Origin of the sequence: Pseudoalteromonas thalassia (assembly GCF_049257215.1) — a bacterium.
Taxonomy (GTDB): Bacteria; Pseudomonadota; Gammaproteobacteria; order Enterobacterales; family Alteromonadaceae; genus Pseudoalteromonas; species Pseudoalteromonas lipolytica_C.
In genome coordinates this window covers 255161-274826 of the sequence record NZ_JBMMUE010000004.1, presented here as the reverse complement: position 1 = coordinate 274826, position 19666 = coordinate 255161, and the positions used below count along the sequence as shown (strand labels likewise).

At 41.1% G+C, this 19666-nt stretch carries 23 protein-coding genes and 1 tRNA gene; 15 read left to right on the top strand and 9 right to left on the bottom strand.

The genetic code is table 11. The features are described from left to right. Window positions 1–27 precede the first annotated feature (27 nt). Window positions 28–1407: a replicative DNA helicase gene (dnaB, locus tag AAEU31_RS07475; protein WP_135926180.1), complete on the top strand. Its 1380-nt coding sequence runs from the start codon at window positions 28–30 to the stop codon at window positions 1405–1407. Next, window positions 1407–2486 (top strand): alanine racemase, encoded by a 1080-nt coding sequence (gene alr, locus AAEU31_RS07470; protein ID WP_421966887.1) that lies wholly within the window; start codon window positions 1407–1409, stop codon window positions 2484–2486. The genes dnaB and alr overlap by 1 nt, the downstream gene beginning before the upstream one ends. On the opposite strand, the gene AAEU31_RS07465 is transcribed toward alr, so the two are convergent. Next, complete coding sequence (locus tag AAEU31_RS07465; protein WP_054554201.1) at window positions 2487–2726, bottom strand: DUF2960 domain-containing protein; 240 nt, start codon at window positions 2724–2726, stop codon at window positions 2487–2489. 114 nt (window positions 2727–2840) lie between these two features. Here AAEU31_RS07465 and AAEU31_RS07460 point away from each other — a divergent pair, with 114 nt between their 5' ends. Genes AAEU31_RS07460 through AAEU31_RS07450 form a run of 3 tightly spaced genes read left to right on the top strand, consistent with a single transcriptional unit; the run spans window position 2841 to window position 4549 of the window. Next, window positions 2841–3098, top strand: coding sequence for a YkoF family thiamine/hydroxymethylpyrimidine-binding protein (locus tag AAEU31_RS07460; protein WP_054563401.1), 258 nt, complete (start codon window positions 2841–2843; stop codon window positions 3096–3098). 20 nt (window positions 3099–3118) lie between these two features. Next, window positions 3119–3742, top strand: coding sequence for a nicotinamide riboside transporter PnuC (pnuC, locus tag AAEU31_RS07455; protein ID WP_135926178.1), 624 nt, complete (start codon window positions 3119–3121; stop codon window positions 3740–3742). Next, window positions 3743–4549, top strand: a complete 807-nt coding sequence (locus tag AAEU31_RS07450) for a phosphotransferase family protein (protein WP_421966886.1) — start codon at window positions 3743–3745, stop codon at window positions 4547–4549. Here AAEU31_RS07450 and AAEU31_RS07445 read toward each other — a convergent pair. Then, entirely contained in the window at window positions 4546–4728 is a 183-nt protein-coding gene (locus AAEU31_RS07445; RefSeq protein WP_054563404.1) for a helix-turn-helix domain-containing protein, read from the bottom strand. The genes AAEU31_RS07450 and AAEU31_RS07445 overlap by 4 nt on opposite strands. Before the next feature lie 220 nt (window positions 4729–4948). Here AAEU31_RS07445 and AAEU31_RS07440 point away from each other — a divergent pair. Together AAEU31_RS07440 and AAEU31_RS07435 are read left to right on the top strand one after the other, a co-directional pair. Next, window positions 4949–5023, top strand: a tRNA-Arg gene (locus AAEU31_RS07440). A gap of 62 nt (window positions 5024–5085) precedes the next feature. Beyond that, the gene (locus AAEU31_RS07435) at window positions 5086–5307 is read left to right on the top strand and encodes a Rho-binding antiterminator (protein WP_421966885.1); all 222 of its coding nucleotides are present in this window, start codon (window positions 5086–5088) and stop codon (window positions 5305–5307) included. On the opposite strand, the gene zntB is transcribed toward AAEU31_RS07435, so the two are convergent. Continuing rightward, window positions 5302–6273, bottom strand: coding sequence for a zinc transporter ZntB (gene zntB, locus AAEU31_RS07430; protein ID WP_421966884.1), 972 nt, complete (start codon window positions 6271–6273; stop codon window positions 5302–5304). The genes AAEU31_RS07435 and zntB overlap by 6 nt on opposite strands. Before the next feature lie 160 nt (window positions 6274–6433). Between zntB and AAEU31_RS07425 the strand changes: the two genes are divergently transcribed. From AAEU31_RS07425 to AAEU31_RS07400, 6 genes are all read left to right on the top strand, one after another. Next, on the top strand, window positions 6434–6856 hold the full coding sequence (locus AAEU31_RS07425) for an ATP-dependent zinc protease family protein (protein ID WP_135926174.1): 423 nt from the start codon (window positions 6434–6436) through the stop codon (window positions 6854–6856). A 56-nt stretch (window positions 6857–6912) separates the two neighbouring features. Further along, window positions 6913–7818, top strand: coding sequence for a 30S ribosomal protein S6--L-glutamate ligase (gene rimK, locus AAEU31_RS07420; RefSeq protein WP_135926173.1), 906 nt, complete (start codon window positions 6913–6915; stop codon window positions 7816–7818). 46 nt (window positions 7819–7864) lie between these two features. Further along, window positions 7865–8923 carry a succinylglutamate desuccinylase/aspartoacylase family protein gene (locus AAEU31_RS07415; protein ID WP_135926172.1) on the top strand — a complete coding sequence of 353 codons (1059 nt, stop codon included), beginning with the start codon at window positions 7865–7867 and terminating at the stop codon, window positions 8921–8923. 152 nt (window positions 8924–9075) lie between these two features. Further along, a complete protein-coding gene (locus AAEU31_RS07410; protein WP_421966883.1) occupies window positions 9076–10035 on the top strand; it encodes a hypothetical protein in 960 nt (319 codons plus the stop codon). Beyond that, window positions 10023–10613 (top strand): DUF1240 domain-containing protein, encoded by a 591-nt coding sequence (locus AAEU31_RS07405; RefSeq protein WP_135926170.1) that lies wholly within the window; start codon window positions 10023–10025, stop codon window positions 10611–10613. Before AAEU31_RS07410 ends, AAEU31_RS07405 begins: the two co-directional genes overlap by 13 nt. Before the next feature lie 171 nt (window positions 10614–10784). Further along, on the top strand, window positions 10785–11258 hold the full coding sequence (locus AAEU31_RS07400; RefSeq protein WP_421966882.1) for a DUF1240 domain-containing protein: 474 nt from the start codon (window positions 10785–10787) through the stop codon (window positions 11256–11258). Window positions 11259–11300: 42 nt separating this feature from the next. Here AAEU31_RS07400 and AAEU31_RS07395 read toward each other — a convergent pair whose 3' ends face one another. The 4 genes from AAEU31_RS07395 to recQ form a co-directional block, all read right to left on the bottom strand. Next, window positions 11301–11861 carry a mechanosensitive ion channel domain-containing protein gene (locus tag AAEU31_RS07395; RefSeq protein ID WP_135926168.1) on the bottom strand — a complete coding sequence of 187 codons (561 nt, stop codon included), beginning with the start codon at window positions 11859–11861 and terminating at the stop codon, window positions 11301–11303. A gap of 63 nt (window positions 11862–11924) precedes the next feature. Further along, entirely contained in the window at window positions 11925–13637 is a 1713-nt protein-coding gene (locus tag AAEU31_RS07390) for a POTRA domain-containing protein (RefSeq protein WP_199527344.1), read from the bottom strand. A gap of 67 nt (window positions 13638–13704) precedes the next feature. After that, window positions 13705–14001, bottom strand: coding sequence for a DUF3630 family protein (locus AAEU31_RS07385; RefSeq protein ID WP_135926166.1), 297 nt, complete (start codon window positions 13999–14001; stop codon window positions 13705–13707). A 7-nt stretch (window positions 14002–14008) separates the two neighbouring features. Next, window positions 14009–15832 (bottom strand): DNA helicase RecQ, encoded by a 1824-nt coding sequence (gene recQ, locus AAEU31_RS07380; protein ID WP_138557039.1) that lies wholly within the window; start codon window positions 15830–15832, stop codon window positions 14009–14011. A 224-nt stretch (window positions 15833–16056) separates the two neighbouring features. On the opposite strand from recQ, the gene rarD reads away from it, so the two are divergent. Beyond that, window positions 16057–16980 (top strand): EamA family transporter RarD, encoded by a 924-nt coding sequence (gene rarD / locus AAEU31_RS07375; RefSeq protein WP_135926164.1) that lies wholly within the window; start codon window positions 16057–16059, stop codon window positions 16978–16980. A gap of 3 nt (window positions 16981–16983) precedes the next feature. On the opposite strand, the gene AAEU31_RS07370 is transcribed toward rarD, so the two are convergent. Together AAEU31_RS07370 and AAEU31_RS07365 are read right to left on the bottom strand one after the other, a co-directional pair. Then, entirely contained in the window at window positions 16984–18219 is a 1236-nt protein-coding gene (locus tag AAEU31_RS07370; protein ID WP_421966881.1) for a diguanylate cyclase, read from the bottom strand. 78 nt (window positions 18220–18297) lie between these two features. After that, entirely contained in the window at window positions 18298–18672 is a 375-nt protein-coding gene (locus AAEU31_RS07365; protein ID WP_135926162.1) for a MaoP family protein, read from the bottom strand. 90 nt (window positions 18673–18762) lie between these two features. Here AAEU31_RS07365 and AAEU31_RS07360 point away from each other — a divergent pair, with 90 nt between their 5' ends. Next, window positions 18763–19617 carry a LysR family transcriptional regulator gene (locus AAEU31_RS07360; protein ID WP_135926161.1) on the top strand — a complete coding sequence of 285 codons (855 nt, stop codon included), beginning with the start codon at window positions 18763–18765 and terminating at the stop codon, window positions 19615–19617. Window positions 19618–19666 lie beyond the last annotated feature (49 nt).

The following is a 19666-nucleotide window of genomic DNA, read 5'->3' as shown; positions in this document are numbered from 1 at the left end:
GCCATTCAATTTAAGTTTTGTGAAGTTATGGCCAAACCAGATAAGCAAGTCGACACGTTAAAAGTTCCTCCCCATTCAATTGAAGCAGAGCAATCTGTTTTAGGTGGTTTAATGCTTGATAATCAAGCGTTTGACCGTGTTGCTGAGTTAGTGGTTGCACAGGATTTTTATACCCGCACCCACAAGCTAATTTTTGAAGCAATGGTGAGCCTTGCTGAAAGTGGCGATCCTATCGATTTGATCACTATTTCTGAAAGCTTAGAAAAAAATAATCAGTTAAGTAGTGTCGGTGGTTTTGCCTACCTTGCCGAAATTGCCAAAAACACACCAAGTGCAGCGAACATTGATGCTTACGCGAATATTGTTCGTGAACGTGCTGTTATCCGTGAAATGATTGGTGTTGCGAACGAAATTGCAGAAGCTGGTTTTAGCCCAGAAGGGCGTACCAGTCATGACCTGCTCGACTTTGCCGAAAGTAAAGTATTTAAAATTGCAGAGCAACGCACAAAAAGTACTGAAGGGCCGCAAAGCTTACATAGCATCTTAGAAAAAACCGTTGATAAGATTGAAGAGCTTTATCAGTCGCCGCAAGATGGTGTAACCGGTGTAAGTACAGGTTATACCGACCTTGATAAAATGACGGCAGGTATGCAGCCTTCTGACCTTATCATCGTGGCGGCACGTCCATCGATGGGTAAAACCACCTTCGCGATGAACTTAGCCGAACACGCTGCTATGACACAAGATAAGCCTGTGCTTATTTACTCTCTAGAGATGCCTTCAGAGCAAATCATGATGAGGATGCTGGCATCGCTAGGTCGCATTAACCAAACTAAGGTGCGTACTGGTCAGCTTGATGATGATGACTGGGCGCGCCTGTCGTCAACCATGGGCTTGTTGATGGAAAAAGGTAAGATGTATGTTGATGATGCATCGGGCCTAACACCCACAGATGTGCGCTCGCGTGCACGTCGTATTGCCCGCGACCATGGCGGTATTAGTATGATCATGGTCGACTATTTACAGTTAATGCGTGTACCAAGCTTATCTGATAACCGTACTCTAGAGATTGCTGAAATATCTCGCTCATTAAAAGCACTGGCAAAAGAACTGCAATGTCCGGTTATTGCATTATCACAGCTAAACCGTACTCTAGAGCAACGTGCCGATAAACGCCCAATCAACTCCGACTTACGTGAATCAGGCTCGATCGAGCAGGATGCCGACTTAATCATGTTTATTTACCGTGATGAAGTGTATAACGAAGACAGTGCTGAAAAAGGCGTGGCCGAAATCATCATTGGTAAGCAGCGTAACGGCCCAATCGGTAAAGTACGTTTAACGTTCCAAGGTCAATTCTCGCGTTTTGATAACTACGCGGGTCCAGCTATGGATGACGAATACTAATGCGCTTAGCCATTGCCGAAATCAACCTTCAAGCACTTGCCCATAATTTAGCGCAAGTGAAGCGCTTTGCGCCTGGTTGCAAAGTAATGGCGGTGCTAAAAGCCAATGCCTATGGTCATGGCTTAGTAAAAATTGCCCAATACTTAAATGATGCCGACGCTTTTGCGGTAGCACGCATTGACGAAGCGTTAGCGCTACGTGCCGGTGGACTGACAAAACCGATTGTATTGCTTGAAGGTTTTTTTCATCAAGACGATCTGCCCATTTTGCTGGCAAATAACTTTCAAACCATCATTCATGATGAGAATCAGCTCACCAGCCTTGAAAATGCAATGCTTGACGCACCGATTGCATGTTGGTTAAAAATTAACACCGGCATGCATCGCTTAGGGATTGCACCATCGCAATTTGAGTCTTTTTACAGTCGCTTAAAAGCAAGTCCTAATGCCCGTGATGACATTAAATTAATGACGCATTTTTCGTGTGCCGATGACATCAATGATGAAAAGACCGCTCAGCAAATTGCTTTGTTTGACTCATTAGCTGATGGTAAAAGCGAGCAGCATTGCCTTGCAAACTCAGCTGGCATTATTGCTTGGCCAAAAGGTCATGGCGAGTGGGTACGCCCGGGGTTGATGCTCTATGGCGTATCGCCAATGCTTAATTGTGTTGGTCAACAGCACGGGCTTGAACCTGTTATGCGTTTAACGACACGCGTTATTGCGATTCGTGATGTTGAGGCTAATCAATGTGTTGGCTATGGTGGCCGTTGGTGTAGTGATAAAGCCACTAAGCTTGCCGTAGTTGCGATGGGCTACGGTGATGGTTATCCGCGTCATGCCGAGCAGGGCACACCGGTTATTATTAAGTCGCAGCGCTATGGTATTGTTGGCAGTGTGGCGATGGATATGATCACGGTCGATATTGGTGATAACCACGACAATATCAAAGTAGGAGATGAGGTGATCATGTGGGGGCCTGAGCTTCCTGTTGAAGAAATTGCCCAGTGTGCGACCACCATTCCTTACGAGTTACTGTGTAATATCACCCCGCGAGTAAGCTACGAGTATCAAGAATAACTATTCTTTAATAAAATACACGTCGCTAAAGCCCATTCGTGCGAATTCTTGATCACGAAAATTACGCACTGCTGCAGAACCTTTTGAAGTCATTTCGACTTGCTGTTCCATCTTTAAATAATTCGTTAAATCAATGCCTTCAGCCGCAGCTATCGCATGATACATATCGCGGTATTTATCTTTAGCAAAATTGATTTCGCGCGGTTGGTTTTTAAATTTATAAGTGATGCGGCGTGCCATAATGAGTCCTCAATGTTTATCGGGGCTGATTTTACACTAAAAAATAGCCAGAGCCATGACTTGTTAGTATAAGCGAGTTACAATGCAATACTTTGAAAATACTCGGTAACGCATATGAAACTTTCAGTAGAGATCAGCAAGTATCCACTTCACCAAGATTATATTCCGTTTATTAAAGGTTTTATTGACCGTGTAAATAGTTATGAAGGTCTAAAAGTGATCACCAATACCTTATCGACACAGATTTTCGGTGATTATGATTTAGTGATGTCTGTACTTAATACTGAAATCAAACGTTCATATGAAGAGTTTGGTAAAGCTATTTTTGTTTGTAAATTCTTACATGGTGACTTGTCGCCTAGCGAAGACTAATCTCTAAAGTAGCGCGTGTTATGGAATTTTTGAGCGAAACCTTCTCAGGCTTTACTGCCATGTCGCATTGGGAATACATTGCCGTTGCATTGTCGATGGCGTATTTACTGTTAGCGATTAAAGAAAGCCTATGGTGTTGGCCTGCCGCGTTTTTGAGCACCTTTATTTATACCGTAATGTACTGGAATGGCGCACTGTTGATGGAGTCGCTACTTAATTTTTACTATATGTATATGGCGGTATATGGTTGGGTAGTTTGGCGCCGGGGCATGAACAATAAAGATCATCTGCCAATAATTTCTTGGTCGTTGAAGCGCCATGCAGTGATTTTGCTTGCTACTTCATTAGCTTCAGTTGTTATTGGTTTTGTGATGACCAATTACACCCATGCTGATTTTGCTTATTTAGACAGTTTTACCACCTGTTTTGCTGTGGTGACAACCTACCTTGTTGCTAAGAAGGTACTGGAAAACTGGTTATACTGGATTGTGATTGATGCAGCTTCGATGTATTTGTACTTTGAAAAAGGTTATTACCCAACCTTAGTGCTTTTTGTGTTTTACACCATTATGGCAGCGTGGGGCTTTAAAACCTGGTACGAAGAATACGAGCAGCATCAGGCTAAGCCGCTTGCACAGCTATAGATGAAAACTGAGCAACAAATTCACGCGTTGTTTGCGCGTTTTGACCCCCATTTAATTATTACCTCAATCAGTCCGCTGGTTGAGGGATTAAGCAATGACAACTACTTAGTAAAAACCTCAAATAAAGATTTCTTGGTTAAGCATTATCGCGACCACTGGCCTGCAATTGGCCTTGCTGCGCAAACGCACTTTGCAAAGCAAAGCTGCTGTCCAGCACCGCTTTGGTTAGAGCAAGCAACCGATACGGCTATTTTTGAATACGTGGCAGGTAGCATTGCAAGCGGTGAGTTCTGTAGTAGCTTATTGCTTGATTTAGTGAATTTACATCGTTATCCTGTGCTAACTGAGCCTATGGATATTGCCTACGAGATTAACTATTACCAGCAAACACCCCGTTACCAGCAACACGCAGAGCTAATTAAGCAATCACTGGCTTATATTGCTTCAGCACCAAAAGATATGGGCTTTTGCCATAATGATTTAGTAAAAGAAAATATCATTGTGAATGAGTCTGGCATGTTTTTGATCGACTTTGAATATGCCAAAAGTAACGATGTTTATTTTGACTTAGCGGCGCTGGTGGTGAGTTTTGCACTGAATGACGAGCAGCAACTAGCATTACTTAAAAGTTACCATGCGCTTGTGTGTGACCATCACGAGTTTAACTTATCAGTTGAAAAGCTCGCAGCGTTTCATGCACTGTTTTTACTTTTATGTATTTGCTGGTATGAACAACGTGGTGCTATGGACAAAGTGGCGCCACTGCTTACACAGCTTAACCACTTCATATTAAAAGTTAAAAACTAAAGACCGCCAATTCGCTCGGCAAGCTCTTTATATTTTTTTACGTCTTCTGGATCAAACAAAGGCTCACCTTTGTCATCTTGTGATTTAGAGATCAGTAAATGTTCGCGAGCAAGGCGTTTTACACGTTCAACTTTGACACCTAAAAATTCCGCCACTTGCTCTGTAGACATTAAACTCATGATCAAATTCCCCTTATGCGGCAATGAATGCCACCTTGTTATTAATTTTACTAAGTATACGTTAATACCTTGGTTCTGCCCGAAAGTGAAGTGTTTTAATGCAAATTGCTGAATTTATGTGCATATAGAGAGCTCGGCGCTAGCATTTAATGACAGATGCCATTATCATTGCCGGGTTGTCATGCTGATATCGCGAGTCAGTACTGGCGACGACAAATGTGCTCTCGTGGTGAAATGGATATCACGTGGCCCTCCGGAGGCTAAGTTGCAGGTTCGATCCCTGCCGAGAGCGCCATTTGCTCTTCACTTTAATATCTTCTAAGCTCGATTTACTCTTTAATAAAACTCAAAAGTAAAATGACCTATCAACCCATAGACTGTGGCGACTACGATAAGTACGAATTATGGTGCATGCATAAATCATTATTGAGTATTACCTTAGTATCTGGTGAACAGGTAGAGGGAAGGGCTGAGACGCTCAAAATATTTAACTCCGATGGCGAGCACCTGATTTTGGCGACAAAAAAAGGCGAACATGCCGTCCGCCTTGATTTAATTAAAAAGGTTATCGAGTTATAGCCACTTCTTATTTTTAAAGTAAATGCCAATTCCAACGGTTAGCACCAGCAAGAAAATAATAAACAAGCTAAATGCATAAGGGCTTTCAGTGCCCGGAATTCCACCCACGTTTACACCGAGTAAGCCTGTTAAGAAGCCAAGTGGTAAAAACAGTGCAGCAACCACCGACATCACATACATGCGTTGGTTTAGTTGCTCCGACACTTGGCTGGTAATCGCTTGTTGAATAATTTGCGCACGTTCAATCGAGCTGTCTAGCTCCTCTAAATAACGGATCAACATATTGGTTGTTTCGTTTAAGCGTGCTTTATCGTCTTCATCTAGCCACTTATATTTGTTGTTTAACAAAGTAATAAGTGCTTCTTTTTGTGGTCTTAAATAACGTTTTAACGCGATTGTCTGACGACGAATTTGCGCTAGCGATTGATGATCAAAGCCTTTGTTTGGTTCATCAATTTCATCTTCAAAGCCATCGAGTGTGTCATCAAGGCTATCGATCACCGCTTGCATACGAGACGTTAGGTTTTGCGCTAATTGACACACTAATTCAGAGATTGAGCAAGGGCCATTACTACCATCGAACGATTCAACAACGTCTTGCACCGATAATAAACGGCGTTTACGCGTTGTAACAATAACATTCTCGTTGATGAATAAACGTAACGACACCATATCTTCTGGACTTTGCGCGAGGTTTAAATTTACACCACGTAAAAACAGCATGTTACCGTTGGTAACTTTAGTTAGGCGAGGGCGTGTTTCATCAGCAATAAGGGACTCAAGCTCGTAATCTGTTAATAAGTTACTTTGTTCAAGCCACTGCACTGCATCGGCCTGACTGTAGTCCATGTGAACCCAAAGTTTTCCGTGTGCAGGTTGCCAATTTTGCAGCTCAGTACTATTGTCAATAGCACGTGCGCCGCCTTGTTCGTCTAAGATTAAGACATGAAGTAACCCATTGATCATATTGAGCTCTCATTTTACAAATAGTGCGATATAGTTGAGTATATACATAAGTATAGTCAAGACTATATTAATGAAATCGATTTATCGAGGGGATAAATATATTTCGTTGGTGTTTCTAGCGCTGTAGCGTATAAGACACTTTTTTAAAGAGGGCACATGAATGACCGCAAAAATGATAGTTGGCTGGCGTGAGTGGCTGAGCTTGCCAGAACTGGGCATTGAGAAGATCAAAGCGAAGGTGGATACAGGTGCGCGTACATCTTGTATTCATGCGTTTGATATTGAGGAATTTTCAGAAAATGGCGAAAACTGGGTGAAATTTAGTACCCATCCTCTGCAAGAAGATGTAGAAACAACAGTGTTGTGTCGTGCAAAAATCGTTGAGCGTAAGTACGTGACCAGTTCGAGTGGTCAGCGTGAACTTCGTTACTTTATTGAAACAAAACTCGTTGCAGGAGACCAAAGCTGGCCTGTAAGAGTAACCTTAAGTAACCGTGCAACGATGAAATTTAGAATGTTGCTAGGGCGCACAGCAATGGAAAATCGTATAGTCGTTGATCCGGCTTTATCACACTTATTATAAAAAGGACTTATGACACATTTTTAATGTGTATGAGTTAAACAGTTAAGGTTTTAACTATGAAACTTGGTATTTTATCTCGCAACCAAAATTTATATTCAACACGTCGCTTGATAGAGGCAGCAGAACAGCGTGGTCATGAAGTAAAAGTGATTGATGCACTACGTTGTTACATGAACATTAATTCAGAGCAACCAGAAATTCATTATCGTGGCGAAAATTTAAAAGATTTTGATGCTATCGTGCCACGTATAGGTTCATCAGTAACTTTCTATGGTTGTGCGGTATTACGTCAGTTTGAAATGATGGGCGTATTTCCTGTGAACGAGTCTGTTGCTATTACCCGTTCACGTGACAAATTACGTTCACTACAGCTACTCTCGCGAAAAGGTGTGGGTATGCCAGTAACAGGCTTTGCGAGCAAACCTGATGACGTAAAAGACTTATTAAGCATGGTAGGTGGCACACCTGTAGTAATTAAACTACTTGAAGGTACGCAAGGTATCGGTGTGGTATTAGCTGAAACACGCAAAGCAGCAGAAAGTGTAATTGAAGCATTCATGGGCTTGAAAGCCAATATCATGGTGCAAGAGTACATCAAAGAAGCTGGCGGTGCTGATATTCGCTGTTTCGTACTAGGTGATAAAGTTATTGCTGCTATGAAGCGTCAAGCTCAAGAAGGTGAGTTCCGCTCGAACTTACACCGTGGTGGTAGTGCGACACTTGTGCGTATTACGCCTGAAGAAAGAAGAACTGCGGTTGCAGCTGCTAAAGCGATGGGCTTGAACGTAGCAGGTGTCGATTTACTTCGTTCTGCACGTGGTCCATTAGTGATGGAAGTAAATTCATCACCAGGCCTTGAAGGCATTGAAGTAGCAACAGGCAAGGACATTGCTGGCATGATCATCAATTTTATTGAGAAAACAGCCGCTACAAAAAGAACTGCAACTCGTGGTAAAGGATAAGCCTTTACCCATAGGATAATAAGCGCTCTATTAAAAGGAACAGTGCGTGGCTAAGGTTAAGAAAAATACACCGTTTTCAATTTTAGGTGATACGGTGGGGGTTGGCGAACGTAAAACATTTTCTATTGAAGCTGCTAAGCTTTATACCCATTCGCCGTTAAATATTCCGATTGAAGTCGTCAATGGTGTGCAGCAAGGACCGGTATTAATGGTATGTGCGGCCATTCATGGTGACGAGCTCAATGGTGTTGAGGTTGTTAGGCAATTACTGGCTAAGATTGAGCCTGAGCAACTGCGAGGGACAATTATTGCAGTACCGATTGTGAATGTATTTGGATTCATTCACAAATCACGCTATTTACCTGATCGCCGAGATATGAACCGTAGCTTTCCGGGCTCAACCCGTGGTTCATTAGCTGGGCGCATGGCTAATGCATTTTTCTCGCAAGTAGCTATGCATTGTACGCATATTATTGACTTACATACGGGCGCGATACACCGGACAAACTTGCCGCAAATTCGTGCTAATTTAAGTGATCCTGCAACGGCAGCTATGGCGAAAGCCTTTGGTACTCCAGCGGTGATTGATGCATCACTTCGTAATGGTTCATTACGTAGTGAGGCGGCAAATTTAGGTATTCCAGTGATTACTTATGAAGCTGGTGAAGCGCTTCGCTTTGACCCTATTGCCATTGCTGCAGGTGTGCAAGGTGTTGATTATGTAATGCGCCATTTAAAAATGGTACGAGGTAAGCGAGCTAAGAAGCTACCAGAGCCGGTTATTGCAAGCTCAACAAGCTGGGTGCGCGCCGAAGTTGACGGTATTGTGCGTGCACAAGTATCACTTGGTGAGCGAGTAATGAAAGGGCAAGTGTTAGCTTATATCAGCAGCCCACTTGGTGATGCTGAGCTTGAGCTACTCGCTCCGCGCAGTGGTATTGTGATTGGTCAACAAACCATGCCGCTTGTGAACGAGGGGGATGCCGTATTCCATCTTGCTTACTTTGCTCATGCAAATAGTATTGTAGAGCAACAACTTGAAAACTTTATTGATGAAATAAGCGATATTGAAGACGAGTTGAAAACGGCAGATTTAAATAACTAGCCGATAAATGTTTCTATAAAAAAGCCGCAAATTGCGGCTTTATTTTGCTGGACGTTAATTACATATATTTCTGATTAAGCAGATGTTGATTTAACTTTTCTAGTGTTTAAAATAGAGACAAATGGAATTGGTAAATTAATAAGGAAATTACCATGTCTGCACATGCTCGCCGTGCAATTGCACAAAGGCAACGTCAAAAAGAAATTCAAAACATACTCGCCAGTAATAATCATACAATGTTAATCATGAACTCAGCGGAGTTTGTTGACTACATTATTTCTGTAAAAATGAAACAGGGATATTCTCGTGCACAAGCTGTTGACTGGATTGACGGGAAGTTAAAAGAACATAAGTCTAGACCAAATCAATGGGAAAGATATAAAAATGAGCTAAAGTTCGGTGCTGGGTTATACCCTTTACTTAGTGATGTAAAAGCGCTAACCGTTTTGGCTATGGCACTTAAAGAGCAGGGGAATGTATTTGGCAAGTTTAAAATTAAAGTTTACAACGGCTCGCCTGCCATAATCATAGATTCATACCCACGAATTCGTGAACACTTAACAGGGACTCGGTATTTAGCTAGTAACCCAAAACTATTTACTGTTGGTGTGGGTAGGTTAGAAGCGGCAAAGTCAATGAAAGGTGGTTTTGTAGTTACTTTAATCATATCAGTTACTTTTCATGCTTTAGATCTCATTCTTAAAGATGAGAAAACATGGCATGATTTTGTTGCAGGTGTTGCTGTCGATATGACAATTGTTGCTACAACTATCGCTGCAACAATATTAGTTGCAAAAGTGCTCGTTGGTATTGTCGGTACCGCTGTTATTACTACAGCAGCCGTTCCATTAATTATTGTTGTTGTAGTTGGTGCTGGAGTTACGTATTTATCATCAGTTTTCAAAAAAGAAATAGATGAGGTAACTAGCCTTCTTTCAGAACAGCTTAGAGCTCTTGAAGAAGAGGTTACCAATGGTATCGTAAAAATAATTCCTAAAAATGTAATTTATGAGAAAAATAATTGTGATAACTTTTATAACTATTTCTATAAAATAACAGGAATACCAAGAGTAGGTATTAGCAAAAGTAAGAGCAATATATGCAAATTCTGAAGTGGGAAAAATCTGGAGAGAAATTCTCCGACCTTGAGCTAGGTAGAAGATTAACTATATATTTTGGGGTGATCTTATTTGTCGTTCTTACTTTTGTTTTTGTTCATGCAACTTATACAGGTTTTCTAAATTATATATTTATTAATACAAATTATTATTATATTTCTGAATATGGATATGTTGCCCCATTAATTTTTTTTGTACCATTTCCATTGCTTTTAACTGTTGCAGGTATTCAAAAATTATTGAATTATAAGAATGAAAGAACTTTTTTATTAGCAGTTAAAGTTATGTTTGTAGCTATTCCTGTGTATTTTGCTTTTTCAATCATATGTAGTCTTTATATCGAATCTAACTTAAAAAACCATGGCTACACTTATTGTTCTTGGTATGAATTTTCACCAACACGTTCACCAGATGTATGGTTAAAGAATAGCGAGCTTTGTTTGAAAGTTCATCATAATATTGTGTCAGATATTGAAGAATGGTTTAAATGGCACAATGAGCAAGGTATTGAACCTCAACTTGATGAACTTAAAGCCTTTATTGCAAAAAAAAATAAAGAGCAAGGTCGCTAAAAGAAAGGAATAAAATTAGATATAAGGAAAGGAACTTCATGCCATTATTAAAGTGGGAGAAATCAGATGAAAAATTTTCTGATCTTAATTTCACTACTAAATGCTGGCTACTATTTGGCTTGATATTTTTGACTTGTATTGCAATTTTATTACTATGGAACAAATAAAGGAATGAATGAGCATGTGTTTTTTAATACAGATAATCATTATGTAAGTGAGGTTAGCATTCAGGCCCCAGCTTTCTTTTTATTGCCATTCCCGCTTTTAATGATGATTGGGATAATTCAGAAGATATTTAATTATAAAAATGAAAGAACTTTTTTGCTGATGATAAAGTCAACGTTAGCAGGTATAGTTTTATACTTTATTTCGTCGATTGTGTTGAGTTACTATATTGAAGCAAGCTTAAAAAACCATGGCTATACTTACTGCTCTTGGTATAAGTTTTCCCCGACACGCTCACCAGATGTATGGCTAAAAAATAGTGAGCTTTGTTTGAAAGTTCATCATTATGTTGTGTCAGATGTTAAAGAGTGGTTTGAGTGGCATAATAAGCAAGGTATTGAGCCTCAACTTGATGAACTTAAGGCCTTTATAGCTAAAACAAATAAAGAGCAAGGTCGCTTACCGAATATTTTAGACTAGCCAGACATTTTTAGTGTGATTCAAAAGCCGCAAATTGCGGCTTTATTTTTTGGGCCCTAAAATGCGCTTGATGGTTGGCGCTTTAGTCGCTGTTGGTGGGGTCTTTAACACCATCACAGGGCGGGTAACAAAGATGTTGTTAGGGTAAATTACTTTGTGGCCATCAACATGCTCAAGCACCACGTTCATTAACCCCATTTCGATAATACGCCCTTCTAAGAAGTTTGCACCGTCAATTACTCTGACCCAAAAACCAACCCGACAATCGTTTTGAATAAACATCAGCAAGAAGGCTGTTAGGTTGCTTAGTAACGACCAAGCAGCAAAAAGGGCTACACCCAACATGGCAAAAATGGATGAGCCTAGTACTAACAAGCCGCGCAGCTCTATACCCCAAAAAACTAATACTAAGCATAGCATTACGATCGCCAAAATAATGTTAAGGAGTAGCTCTGCACGGTACTCTCGGTGCGGATCAGCTTTACCTTTAATGGCTTTTAAAAGCAGTTTTTTGGTGGTTTTACGTAGTAGCGGATAGAGCAAAACCGCGATGATTGTCACGATTAAATGATATTGCTCATTAAAAAATTCGACGAAGTCCAAAGGGGTTCCCAAGCTAATAATTTACGTCCGATTTTAGCGCGTTAGTTGCTGAATAACACTAGCTTAAAAGGTATTTTTAACAGTCACAAGCCATTGTACTGAATCTATCTCATCATCGTGATTATTTATCGGTGCGGCAACATCTAGATGGATTACTGTTCCTGCATTGGCACGACTAGGGGCTAAACGAAGACCCACACCGACATTTTGTAGTACATTGCCATTTTCACCATTGTTTTTGTCGTTATACCAAGCTCTGCCAATATCATAAAATGCCGCGCCACCGACTTTAAATAACTGCAACAAATCGTATTCCCAATAATAGCGTTTTTCTAAAGTTACTAAAAAGCTACGATCGCCTACTTGGTAATCGAGCGGGTAGCCTCTGAGGCCGTTTTCTCCACCTAGAGTAAGTTGTTTGTCGGCGGTCAGGTTTTTTGCGTACTGCAGGCGTGCTTTAGCATACCAGCTTTGCCTAAGAGTCGTATTAAGGTAATACTGAACTTGCGTGCTTGTAAAAAGATTTTCAACATCATCAAGGGCTTCGTTCCAATAGCCGTCTATGTCGGCTTTAAAGCGCCAAAGTTGATTATCTCCGCTGTAGTGTGCTTTTGATAATGATAGTGAGTAAATGGCACGACTTGAATCATCGCTAAAGTCTTTGCTTGAATAACCAAGAAGAGCTTGGATATTCCATCCAAGGTTGAGGTCTTCGGTACGATATATGCTGTCGAAGTTTCTTACTTTGATGTAATGATCTTCAAACCATTGCGCACTCACATAGGGGTAACTAAGGCTACGATCATCTGCAATAGGGTAGCGCGTTTGTGAAATGGCTTTAAAGGTCTCTTCGCGGTTTTCAATGCCGAGTTTTATGCGCTGGGTCCAATTATTGGCAAGTTGTGATGAGTGACCAAAGTAAGCGCGGCTTAAAACAGTTTTTTGCTCAAACTCACTGACCACATCTCCCCGATAATAAAGTGATTCGCGGCGCTCATCAGAGTAGCTTGTTGCGCCATAACTATAAGGTGTATCGATAGAAAAAAACGGGTAACTTACATCGATGTAATGACGCTTACCATCGTCGTTATCGGAATATTCTAGCCGCCCACGATAGCGGCTTGAAAAGATATTGGGATCATCATAAACAAATAGGTAACCGGTGCGGTCAGCATCATGCGTACGCGAGAACGACACGCGTTTACCCCAACCTAAAAAGTTTGACTCGCGAAATCCAAGGCTTGACTCATTTTCGCCACCGCTGCGGCTGAAACTTATTTCTGGCAGTAAGGTCCATAAATCGCGGGTGACAACATTAACGTGTACATTTCCGTCACAGTCAAGTTTGGCGTTAATACGGGCGTCATACAAATAACCTTGTTTACGCAGCAGTCGCTCAGACTCTAGTAATTTACGTGGATTGTAAACATCACCTTCTTTGAACAGTAAAACGCTATGTATTACATCCGGCTCAGTGGTCATGTGAGCACGATTAGCAAAGCGAAATAAAAAGTTATTTTCTTCTTCAAGCTCGGTATTAAATACATTGAGCTGCTCAAGTTTTATAGAAGTTATTTTGCTGCCTTCAGCAGCCTGCGGAAGTGGGTTATCGGTATCAAGTTGGCGGCGCAAATTGTTATCTTGGGATTTTAGTGTGCGCTGATTTTGACAATAGTTGCTATCGTCTATGTCTTGCTGTTCTGCATACACGTTCGTTACCAAGCTCACTGGCAACAAAATTAGTAGAGCAACGAAGTGCGACTGCTTAAAACCCATTTACACCCTTAGTTGATTGTTTCCTATACAGTCACTACATACCAAGCGTGGAAAAAAGTCTAGCTTATTATTGTAACTGTGTGACTAAATGCTGATAAAGCTCGCCTAATATCTCTGTAGCTTCTACGCCCTCAGCATTTATCCAAATACTTTCACTGTAATGTTCAAAGTTTAGATTAAAACTATGATCTGTAAAGTGAAATCTTAACTGATGTCGATCGGCTCCAGCATCAAAGTCGGCAATTTTTATTGCGGGTGTATGTAAAAACAAGGTAGCCCATAATTCAAAATCTTCGTCATGAGGAGGCTCGCTTGCTTGCACAATGATGACTGCATGTTCTGCATCAAAAGTAAGTTCAGTCATGGTAGTCCTAGTTTGCGGCTAAGTAGTCGCGGATAGTATTTAAAAATGGTGCGCCGTATTTATTTAGTTTAGTAAAACCAACACCCGACACTTTTAAGAACTCGCTATCATTAGTTGGCATAAGTTGCGCCATCTCAGCAAGCGTTTTATCGTTGAATACTACATAAGGTGGCACATCATCCGCATCAGCCAGTTCTTTACGTAAGGCACGTAATTTAGCAAACAGTTTTTTGTCGTAATTAAACTGGGCGAGTTTATCTTGGTATACGTGCTTGGCTTGTAAGCGAGGCTCGGCAAGTTGTAATGCATATTCACTTTTAAGTACTGCACGGGCGGCTTCGGTTAAACGTAACGATGAGCCTTGCGTGATGTCTTGGCTTAATAACCCTTGGTGAATAAGTTGCCTTAAAATACTTAGCCAAAATTCCACGCTGTGATCTTTACCAATACCATAAGTACTTAGCTGGTGGTGATTATTATCACGAATGCGGCTGGTATTTGCACCACGTAGTAGTTCAACAATATAGCCAATACCAAATCGTTGCTCGGCACGATACACACAAGATAGCGCTTGCTGCGCAACGAGTGTGCCATCAAAGCTGGTTGGTGGGTTTAAGCAAATATCACAGTTGCCACAGGTTTCGCGCTTATATTCACTAAAATAATTGAGTAAGATTTGTCTGCGACATGTTTGTGCTTCGGCAAAGCTGGCCATCGCATTAAAGCGCTGTTCTTCAACGCGGCGTCGTTGCTCGTCTTCAATATCTTCAAAAAAGCGCCGCACGCGCCCAATGTCAGCTGGATCAAAATACATAATCGCTTCTGCGGCAAGGCCATCACGACCAGCTCGGCCTGTTTCTTGGTAATAGGCCTCAATGCTTTTTGGAATATCGTAATGCACCACAAAGCGCACGTTTGGTTTGTTGATACCCATACCAAATGCAACCGTTGCAACCACAATTTGAATATCGTCTCGGGCAAAGCCTGATTGCACAAATTGGCGTTGCTCGTTACTCATGCCTGCATGATAGGCTGCGGCATTAAAACCTGCATCAGCAAGTTTTTCAGCAACATCGTCAACCCGTTTACGGCTGGTGCAGTAAATAATGCCGCTTTGATTCTGCTGCTCTTTTAAATAGCGAAGCAGTTGCACCATAGGTTTGAATTTTTCTTCAATGGTGTATCGAATATTAGGTCTATCAAAGCTGCCTGTGTGCACATACGGCTGGTTAAGCTGGAGCTGTTCGATTATATCGTAACGAGTTGCCTTATCTGCTGTCGCTGTAAGTGCCATCATAGGTACATGCATAAAGCGATGTTTTAACTCGTTGAGTCGACAATAATGTGGCCTAAAGTCATGGCCCCAATGAGACACACAGTGTGCTTCATCGATGGCAAAAAGTGCTAAATTAAGATGACTTAAACGTTCTAAAAATTCATGTTGCAACACTTTTTCTGGCGCCACATACAACAGCTTAATTTGCCCGTAGTGCAATTGCTGATATACCGCTTGCTGCTCTTCAAAGGGAAGGCTGTTATTAATATATGCAGCCTGTACGCCAAGCGCTCTTAGTTGGGCAACTTGGTCTTGCATCAGAGAAATAAGCGGCGAGATGACCACAGTCACACCATCGAGGATTAATGCTGGGACTTGATAGCATAAGGATTTGCCTCCACCTGTTGGCAGAAGTACAAGCGAGTCTTGTCCGTCTAGCGCTGCGGCTATAATCGCTTCTTGGCCATCACGAAAATCCTTGTAACCAAACACTTGTTTGAGTACGGCGTGTGGTGATCGAACGGGTGTGTTGGACATTGCGGTATTGGTATTCATCGCCGAGCATTTTAGTGGTTTTTTAAGGCGATGTCTTTAGCAATATACCAAATGACCTCAAGATGCAGAATTCAGCGTTTCACAGGTGCTGAATATCAAGGCGTTACTTTGCAACAATGGCAGTCCCTTTTTAGAAGTAAATACATGGGTTTATTTAACGCGTTTTGGTTGCGTCACTGCTTAGTGGGCGTAAAATAATGTTTTTAACCTACAAAGCCAAGCTTATGCCTACCAATATTGAACAGCGAAAAGGGGTTATTTTCGCATGTTTAGCTTTTTTTATGTGGGGTCTTGCACCCATTTACTTTAAGTTTTTGCAGCAAATATCTGCATTTGAAATCTTGATGCACCGCGTTATTTGGTCGGTGTTATTTTTACTTCTTATTATCGCAGCTCGTCATCAATGGCAGCGTATTCGTATTGTGCTTGGGCAACCTAAATTACTACTGATGTTGGTGATAACAGCCAGTTTACTAGGCTTTAACTGGGGCTTATTTATTTGGGCTGTGAACAATAATCATATGCTTGATGCAAGTTTAGGATATTACATCAATCCATTGCTCAATGTGTTACTTGGTATGTTGTTTTTAGGTGAGCGACTGCGTAAATGGCAAGGTGTTGCGGTAGGTTTAGCACTTTGTGGTGTGTTACTTCAACTTGTGAGCTTTGGTTCATTCCCCGTTGTTGCTTTCTCACTAGCCGGTTCGTTTGCCATTTATGGATTATTACGTAAAAAGCTGCCAATTGAATCATTACCAGGGTTATTGCTAGAAGCGCTTATTTTATTGCCTGTGGCGCTTATTTACTGGTGGTTGATGGCGCCTTCAGCAAGCTCTGATTTAACAGCGAATGATTGGCACATTAACCTGTTACTCATCAGTGCCGGAGTGGTAACAACCTTGCCGCTGTTATGTTTTACAGGTGCCGCAAAGCGCCTGCAGTACAGCACGCTGGGCTTTTTCCAATACATAGGTCCAAGTTTAATGTTTATACTTGCAGTGGCTTTTTACGGTGAAGTATTTGATGCTGAGCGTGTAGTGACCTTTGCGTGCATTTGGAGTGCGCTGGCACTATTTAGTTGGGACTCGTATCGACAAAGCCGTAAACAACGAAAGGCGCAATTAGAAGCGGTGACAAAGCCTGTTTAGGCTTTAGCTAACTAACTTATTGCGTCCAGACTCTTTTGCTTGATAAAGCTTTAAATCAGCCTGTTTAATCAGTTCATCTAGACTGTAAATAGGCTGATGATGAAAGCCTATGGATAAAGTAAAATGAATTTGCTCTTTACTAAACTCTGGGCTGTGCTTTTCAATAAAAGCGCGAAATTTTTCTAGGCGTTGTAATGCTTCTTCTGGATCTTGATCTGCAAAATACACGGCAAACTCTTCACCACCAAAGCGGCCTACTAAATTATCTGCAAAATATTGGGTCATGTGATGTGATAACGCTTTGAGCACTTCATCACCTGCATCATGGCCATAATTATCATTAATAGATTTAAAATGATCAATGTCGATCATGCCAAGGGATACCGACGAGCCAGCTTGTTTAGCGGCTTTTAAATGTCTATTTGCTTCACCGAAAAAGTAACGTCGGTTTGGTAGTTTAGTTAGGTAATCGGTATTTGCTTGTAAACGAATCGTTTTGATGTTTTCAAGCATGTCGACGTTTTGGCTTAGTCGACAGTAGAATTCTTCATTATTAAATGGCTTTCGTAGGTAATCGTCTGCGCCTGATTTTAAAAAACGCGTTGATAGATGCAAAGTATCATAAGCAGAAATACCGATAATTGCTTTTTCATCGTTGGAGTATAAACGGCGTATTTCAACACAGAGCTCAGCACCGCTCATGTTCGGCATTTCGTTATCAGTTATTATCACTGAAATTGTTGGGTTTTCAGCTAATACTCTGAGAGCATCGACGCCATCAACGGCTTCAATTGTCTGGTATTTGTGGCGAGCTAATAAATGACAAATTAGCTGACGAGTTGCTTTTGAATCATCGACCACTAACACCAGTATTTGCTCATTGCGAGGTAAACGCGCCAGTTGTTTTTCTAGGTATTGATAGGCTTGTTTATTTTCTTTGGTAATGTAATCAATGATTGGGTGCTTTTCGACGATATTACGCGTGGTTTCGTCAAGGTTACCGGTCATAACAATAGTCGGTATATCGGCTGCGATGGTGCAGGGGACGGCTTCACCTAAAGGTGCGTCTGGGAGAATAAAATCAACCACAGCACAAAAATAATTGTGCTTACTTATAAGCTTTTTTGCTTCGGCTAGATTACCTGCAATGTCAGCTTCATAGCCAACTTTTTGCGCGATATGTTTTTGCACTCGCGCAATGGTTGGCGTATCTTCAACTATTAGTATTCTTCGAGTCACAGCTTGCCTTGTAATAACTTATTGGCGAAACAAAAGTTATTACAAGTTTTAACCCTAAAAGGGTAAAAAAGCAAATCGTTATAAGCTATCTGACTCAGAATAATACTCAACACTTTGCGGTGTAGGACTGGCAATACGTGAACGACCAAACAAAGTGTGAAACTTCGTTTTACAGGTTGTTTGTTTTAGGTATTTCATCCAAGCGCGTTCAACTGGGTTTGTTGCTTCAAGGTTACCGGTAACAACTTGCACAAATTGAGTTTGAAATTCATTTTGTGGTTCTAGGGTTTTGTTGTATAAACCCTTTAATACAACACCATGCTGTTCGAGAATGTCGGCTTCTAGCAAAGTGAAGTGACCACTACGACCAAAACCGCGTGGGAAGTTTTGATCATCATAAAATTGACGTTGGCTTGCAAATGCCTGACGAAGTGATGAAATGTCATTGCTCATGGCTTTATCCTCATGCCCTAATTTCTTGCAGGAGTATGGATCAAGTTGTCGATTTTATTAAACAAGTTATTTTTATCGTAAGGGTAAAAAATGGATATCGATTTATTGAAGACTTTTGTCGAAGTGGTTCGTACTCGCCATTTCGGCAAAGCAGCTGAAAATTTATATATTACGCAGTCTGCAGTGAGTTTTCGAATCAGGCAGTTAGAGCAAGGTTTAGGCGTTAACTTATTTATTCGTCAACGTAACAATATTCAGTTAACAGCACCGGGTGAGCGATTGCTGCCACATGCGCAAATGATCATTACCGGCATGCAACGTGCAAAAGTTGATGTGGCGCTTGCTGATAATATGCATAAGCAAATTAGTTTAGCAGGTACACCTAATATTTGGGATGCTTTTTTACAGTTTGGGATCACAAATATTGTTTCTGCCATGCCGGGTGTATCGTTAGTCGCTGAAGTAAAAGCACAACAAGAAAGTACTCGCTTACTATTAGAGCGTACATTAGATTTAGCGGTACTGTTTGATCCTCCTAAAGTGGATGAGCTAGTTGTTGAACGAATTTGTGAGCTGCCAATCATTCCTGTGAGTGCTTTTGAAACAGCTAACAGCGAGAACTTTTTCGACAATCAATATGTTTATGTTGATTGGGGTACTACCTTTTCTTTGTGGCATGCTCGTGAGTTTAACGGCCACGCGCCTCCTTACTTTAGAACCAGCACAGGGCGTATTGCTCTTGATTTAATTTTGAAGTGCGGTGGTAGTGCGTTTATTCCTAAGTTATTAGTAGAAGAGCAGTTAAAAGCGGGTGATTTATACCATGTTGAAGATGTTGCTCATACCTCGCGAGATGTGTTTGTTGCTTACCACAGAGATAATGAACAGACACCTCTTTTAGAAAAGTTGGTAACCTTACTAACTGAGCTGCAAATAAAAACTTAAAATTTATTTAAATTAGCTTTTATAAAAACTTAACCGTGAAACAGTAAGT

Bases quoted from the DNA above. Each gene is read 5' to 3' on its own strand.
- AAEU31_RS07465 (WP_054554201.1), bottom strand. From the start codon at position 2,726: ATGGCACGCCGCATCACTTATAAATTTAAAAACCAACCGCGCGAAATC.
- AAEU31_RS07365 (WP_135926162.1), bottom strand. From the start codon at position 18,672: ATGAGCAATGACATTTCATCACTTCGTCAGGCATTTGCAAGCCAACGT.
- AAEU31_RS07390 (WP_199527344.1), bottom strand. From the start codon at position 13,637: ATGGGTTTTAAGCAGTCGCACTTCGTTGCTCTACTAATTTTGTTGCCA.
- alr (WP_421966887.1), top strand. From the start codon at position 1,407: ATGCGCTTAGCCATTGCCGAAATCAACCTTCAAGCACTTGCCCATAAT.
- AAEU31_RS07400 (WP_421966882.1), top strand. From the start codon at position 10,785: ATGAATGAGCATGTGTTTTTTAATACAGATAATCATTATGTAAGTGAG.
- AAEU31_RS07450 (WP_421966886.1), top strand. From the start codon at position 3,743: ATGAAAACTGAGCAACAAATTCACGCGTTGTTTGCGCGTTTTGACCCC.
- AAEU31_RS07435 (WP_421966885.1), top strand. From the start codon at position 5,086: ATGACCTATCAACCCATAGACTGTGGCGACTACGATAAGTACGAATTA.
- zntB (WP_421966884.1), bottom strand. From the start codon at position 6,273: ATGATCAATGGGTTACTTCATGTCTTAATCTTAGACGAACAAGGCGGC.
- pnuC (WP_135926178.1), top strand. From the start codon at position 3,119: ATGGAATTTTTGAGCGAAACCTTCTCAGGCTTTACTGCCATGTCGCAT.
- AAEU31_RS07425 (WP_135926174.1), top strand. From the start codon at position 6,434: ATGACCGCAAAAATGATAGTTGGCTGGCGTGAGTGGCTGAGCTTGCCA.
- rimK (WP_135926173.1), top strand. From the start codon at position 6,913: ATGAAACTTGGTATTTTATCTCGCAACCAAAATTTATATTCAACACGT.
- dnaB (WP_135926180.1), top strand. From the start codon at position 28: ATGGCCAAACCAGATAAGCAAGTCGACACGTTAAAAGTTCCTCCCCAT.
- recQ (WP_138557039.1), bottom strand. From the start codon at position 15,832: ATGAATACCAATACCGCAATGTCCAACACACCCGTTCGATCACCACAC.
- AAEU31_RS07405 (WP_135926170.1), top strand. From the start codon at position 10,023: ATGCAAATTCTGAAGTGGGAAAAATCTGGAGAGAAATTCTCCGACCTT.
- AAEU31_RS07360 (WP_135926161.1), top strand. From the start codon at position 18,763: ATGGATATCGATTTATTGAAGACTTTTGTCGAAGTGGTTCGTACTCGC.
- rarD (WP_135926164.1), top strand. From the start codon at position 16,057: ATGCCTACCAATATTGAACAGCGAAAAGGGGTTATTTTCGCATGTTTA.
- AAEU31_RS07460 (WP_054563401.1), top strand. From the start codon at position 2,841: ATGAAACTTTCAGTAGAGATCAGCAAGTATCCACTTCACCAAGATTAT.
- AAEU31_RS07445 (WP_054563404.1), bottom strand. From the start codon at position 4,728: ATGAGTTTAATGTCTACAGAGCAAGTGGCGGAATTTTTAGGTGTCAAA.
- AAEU31_RS07410 (WP_421966883.1), top strand. From the start codon at position 9,076: ATGTCTGCACATGCTCGCCGTGCAATTGCACAAAGGCAACGTCAAAAA.
- AAEU31_RS07385 (WP_135926166.1), bottom strand. From the start codon at position 14,001: ATGACTGAACTTACTTTTGATGCAGAACATGCAGTCATCATTGTGCAA.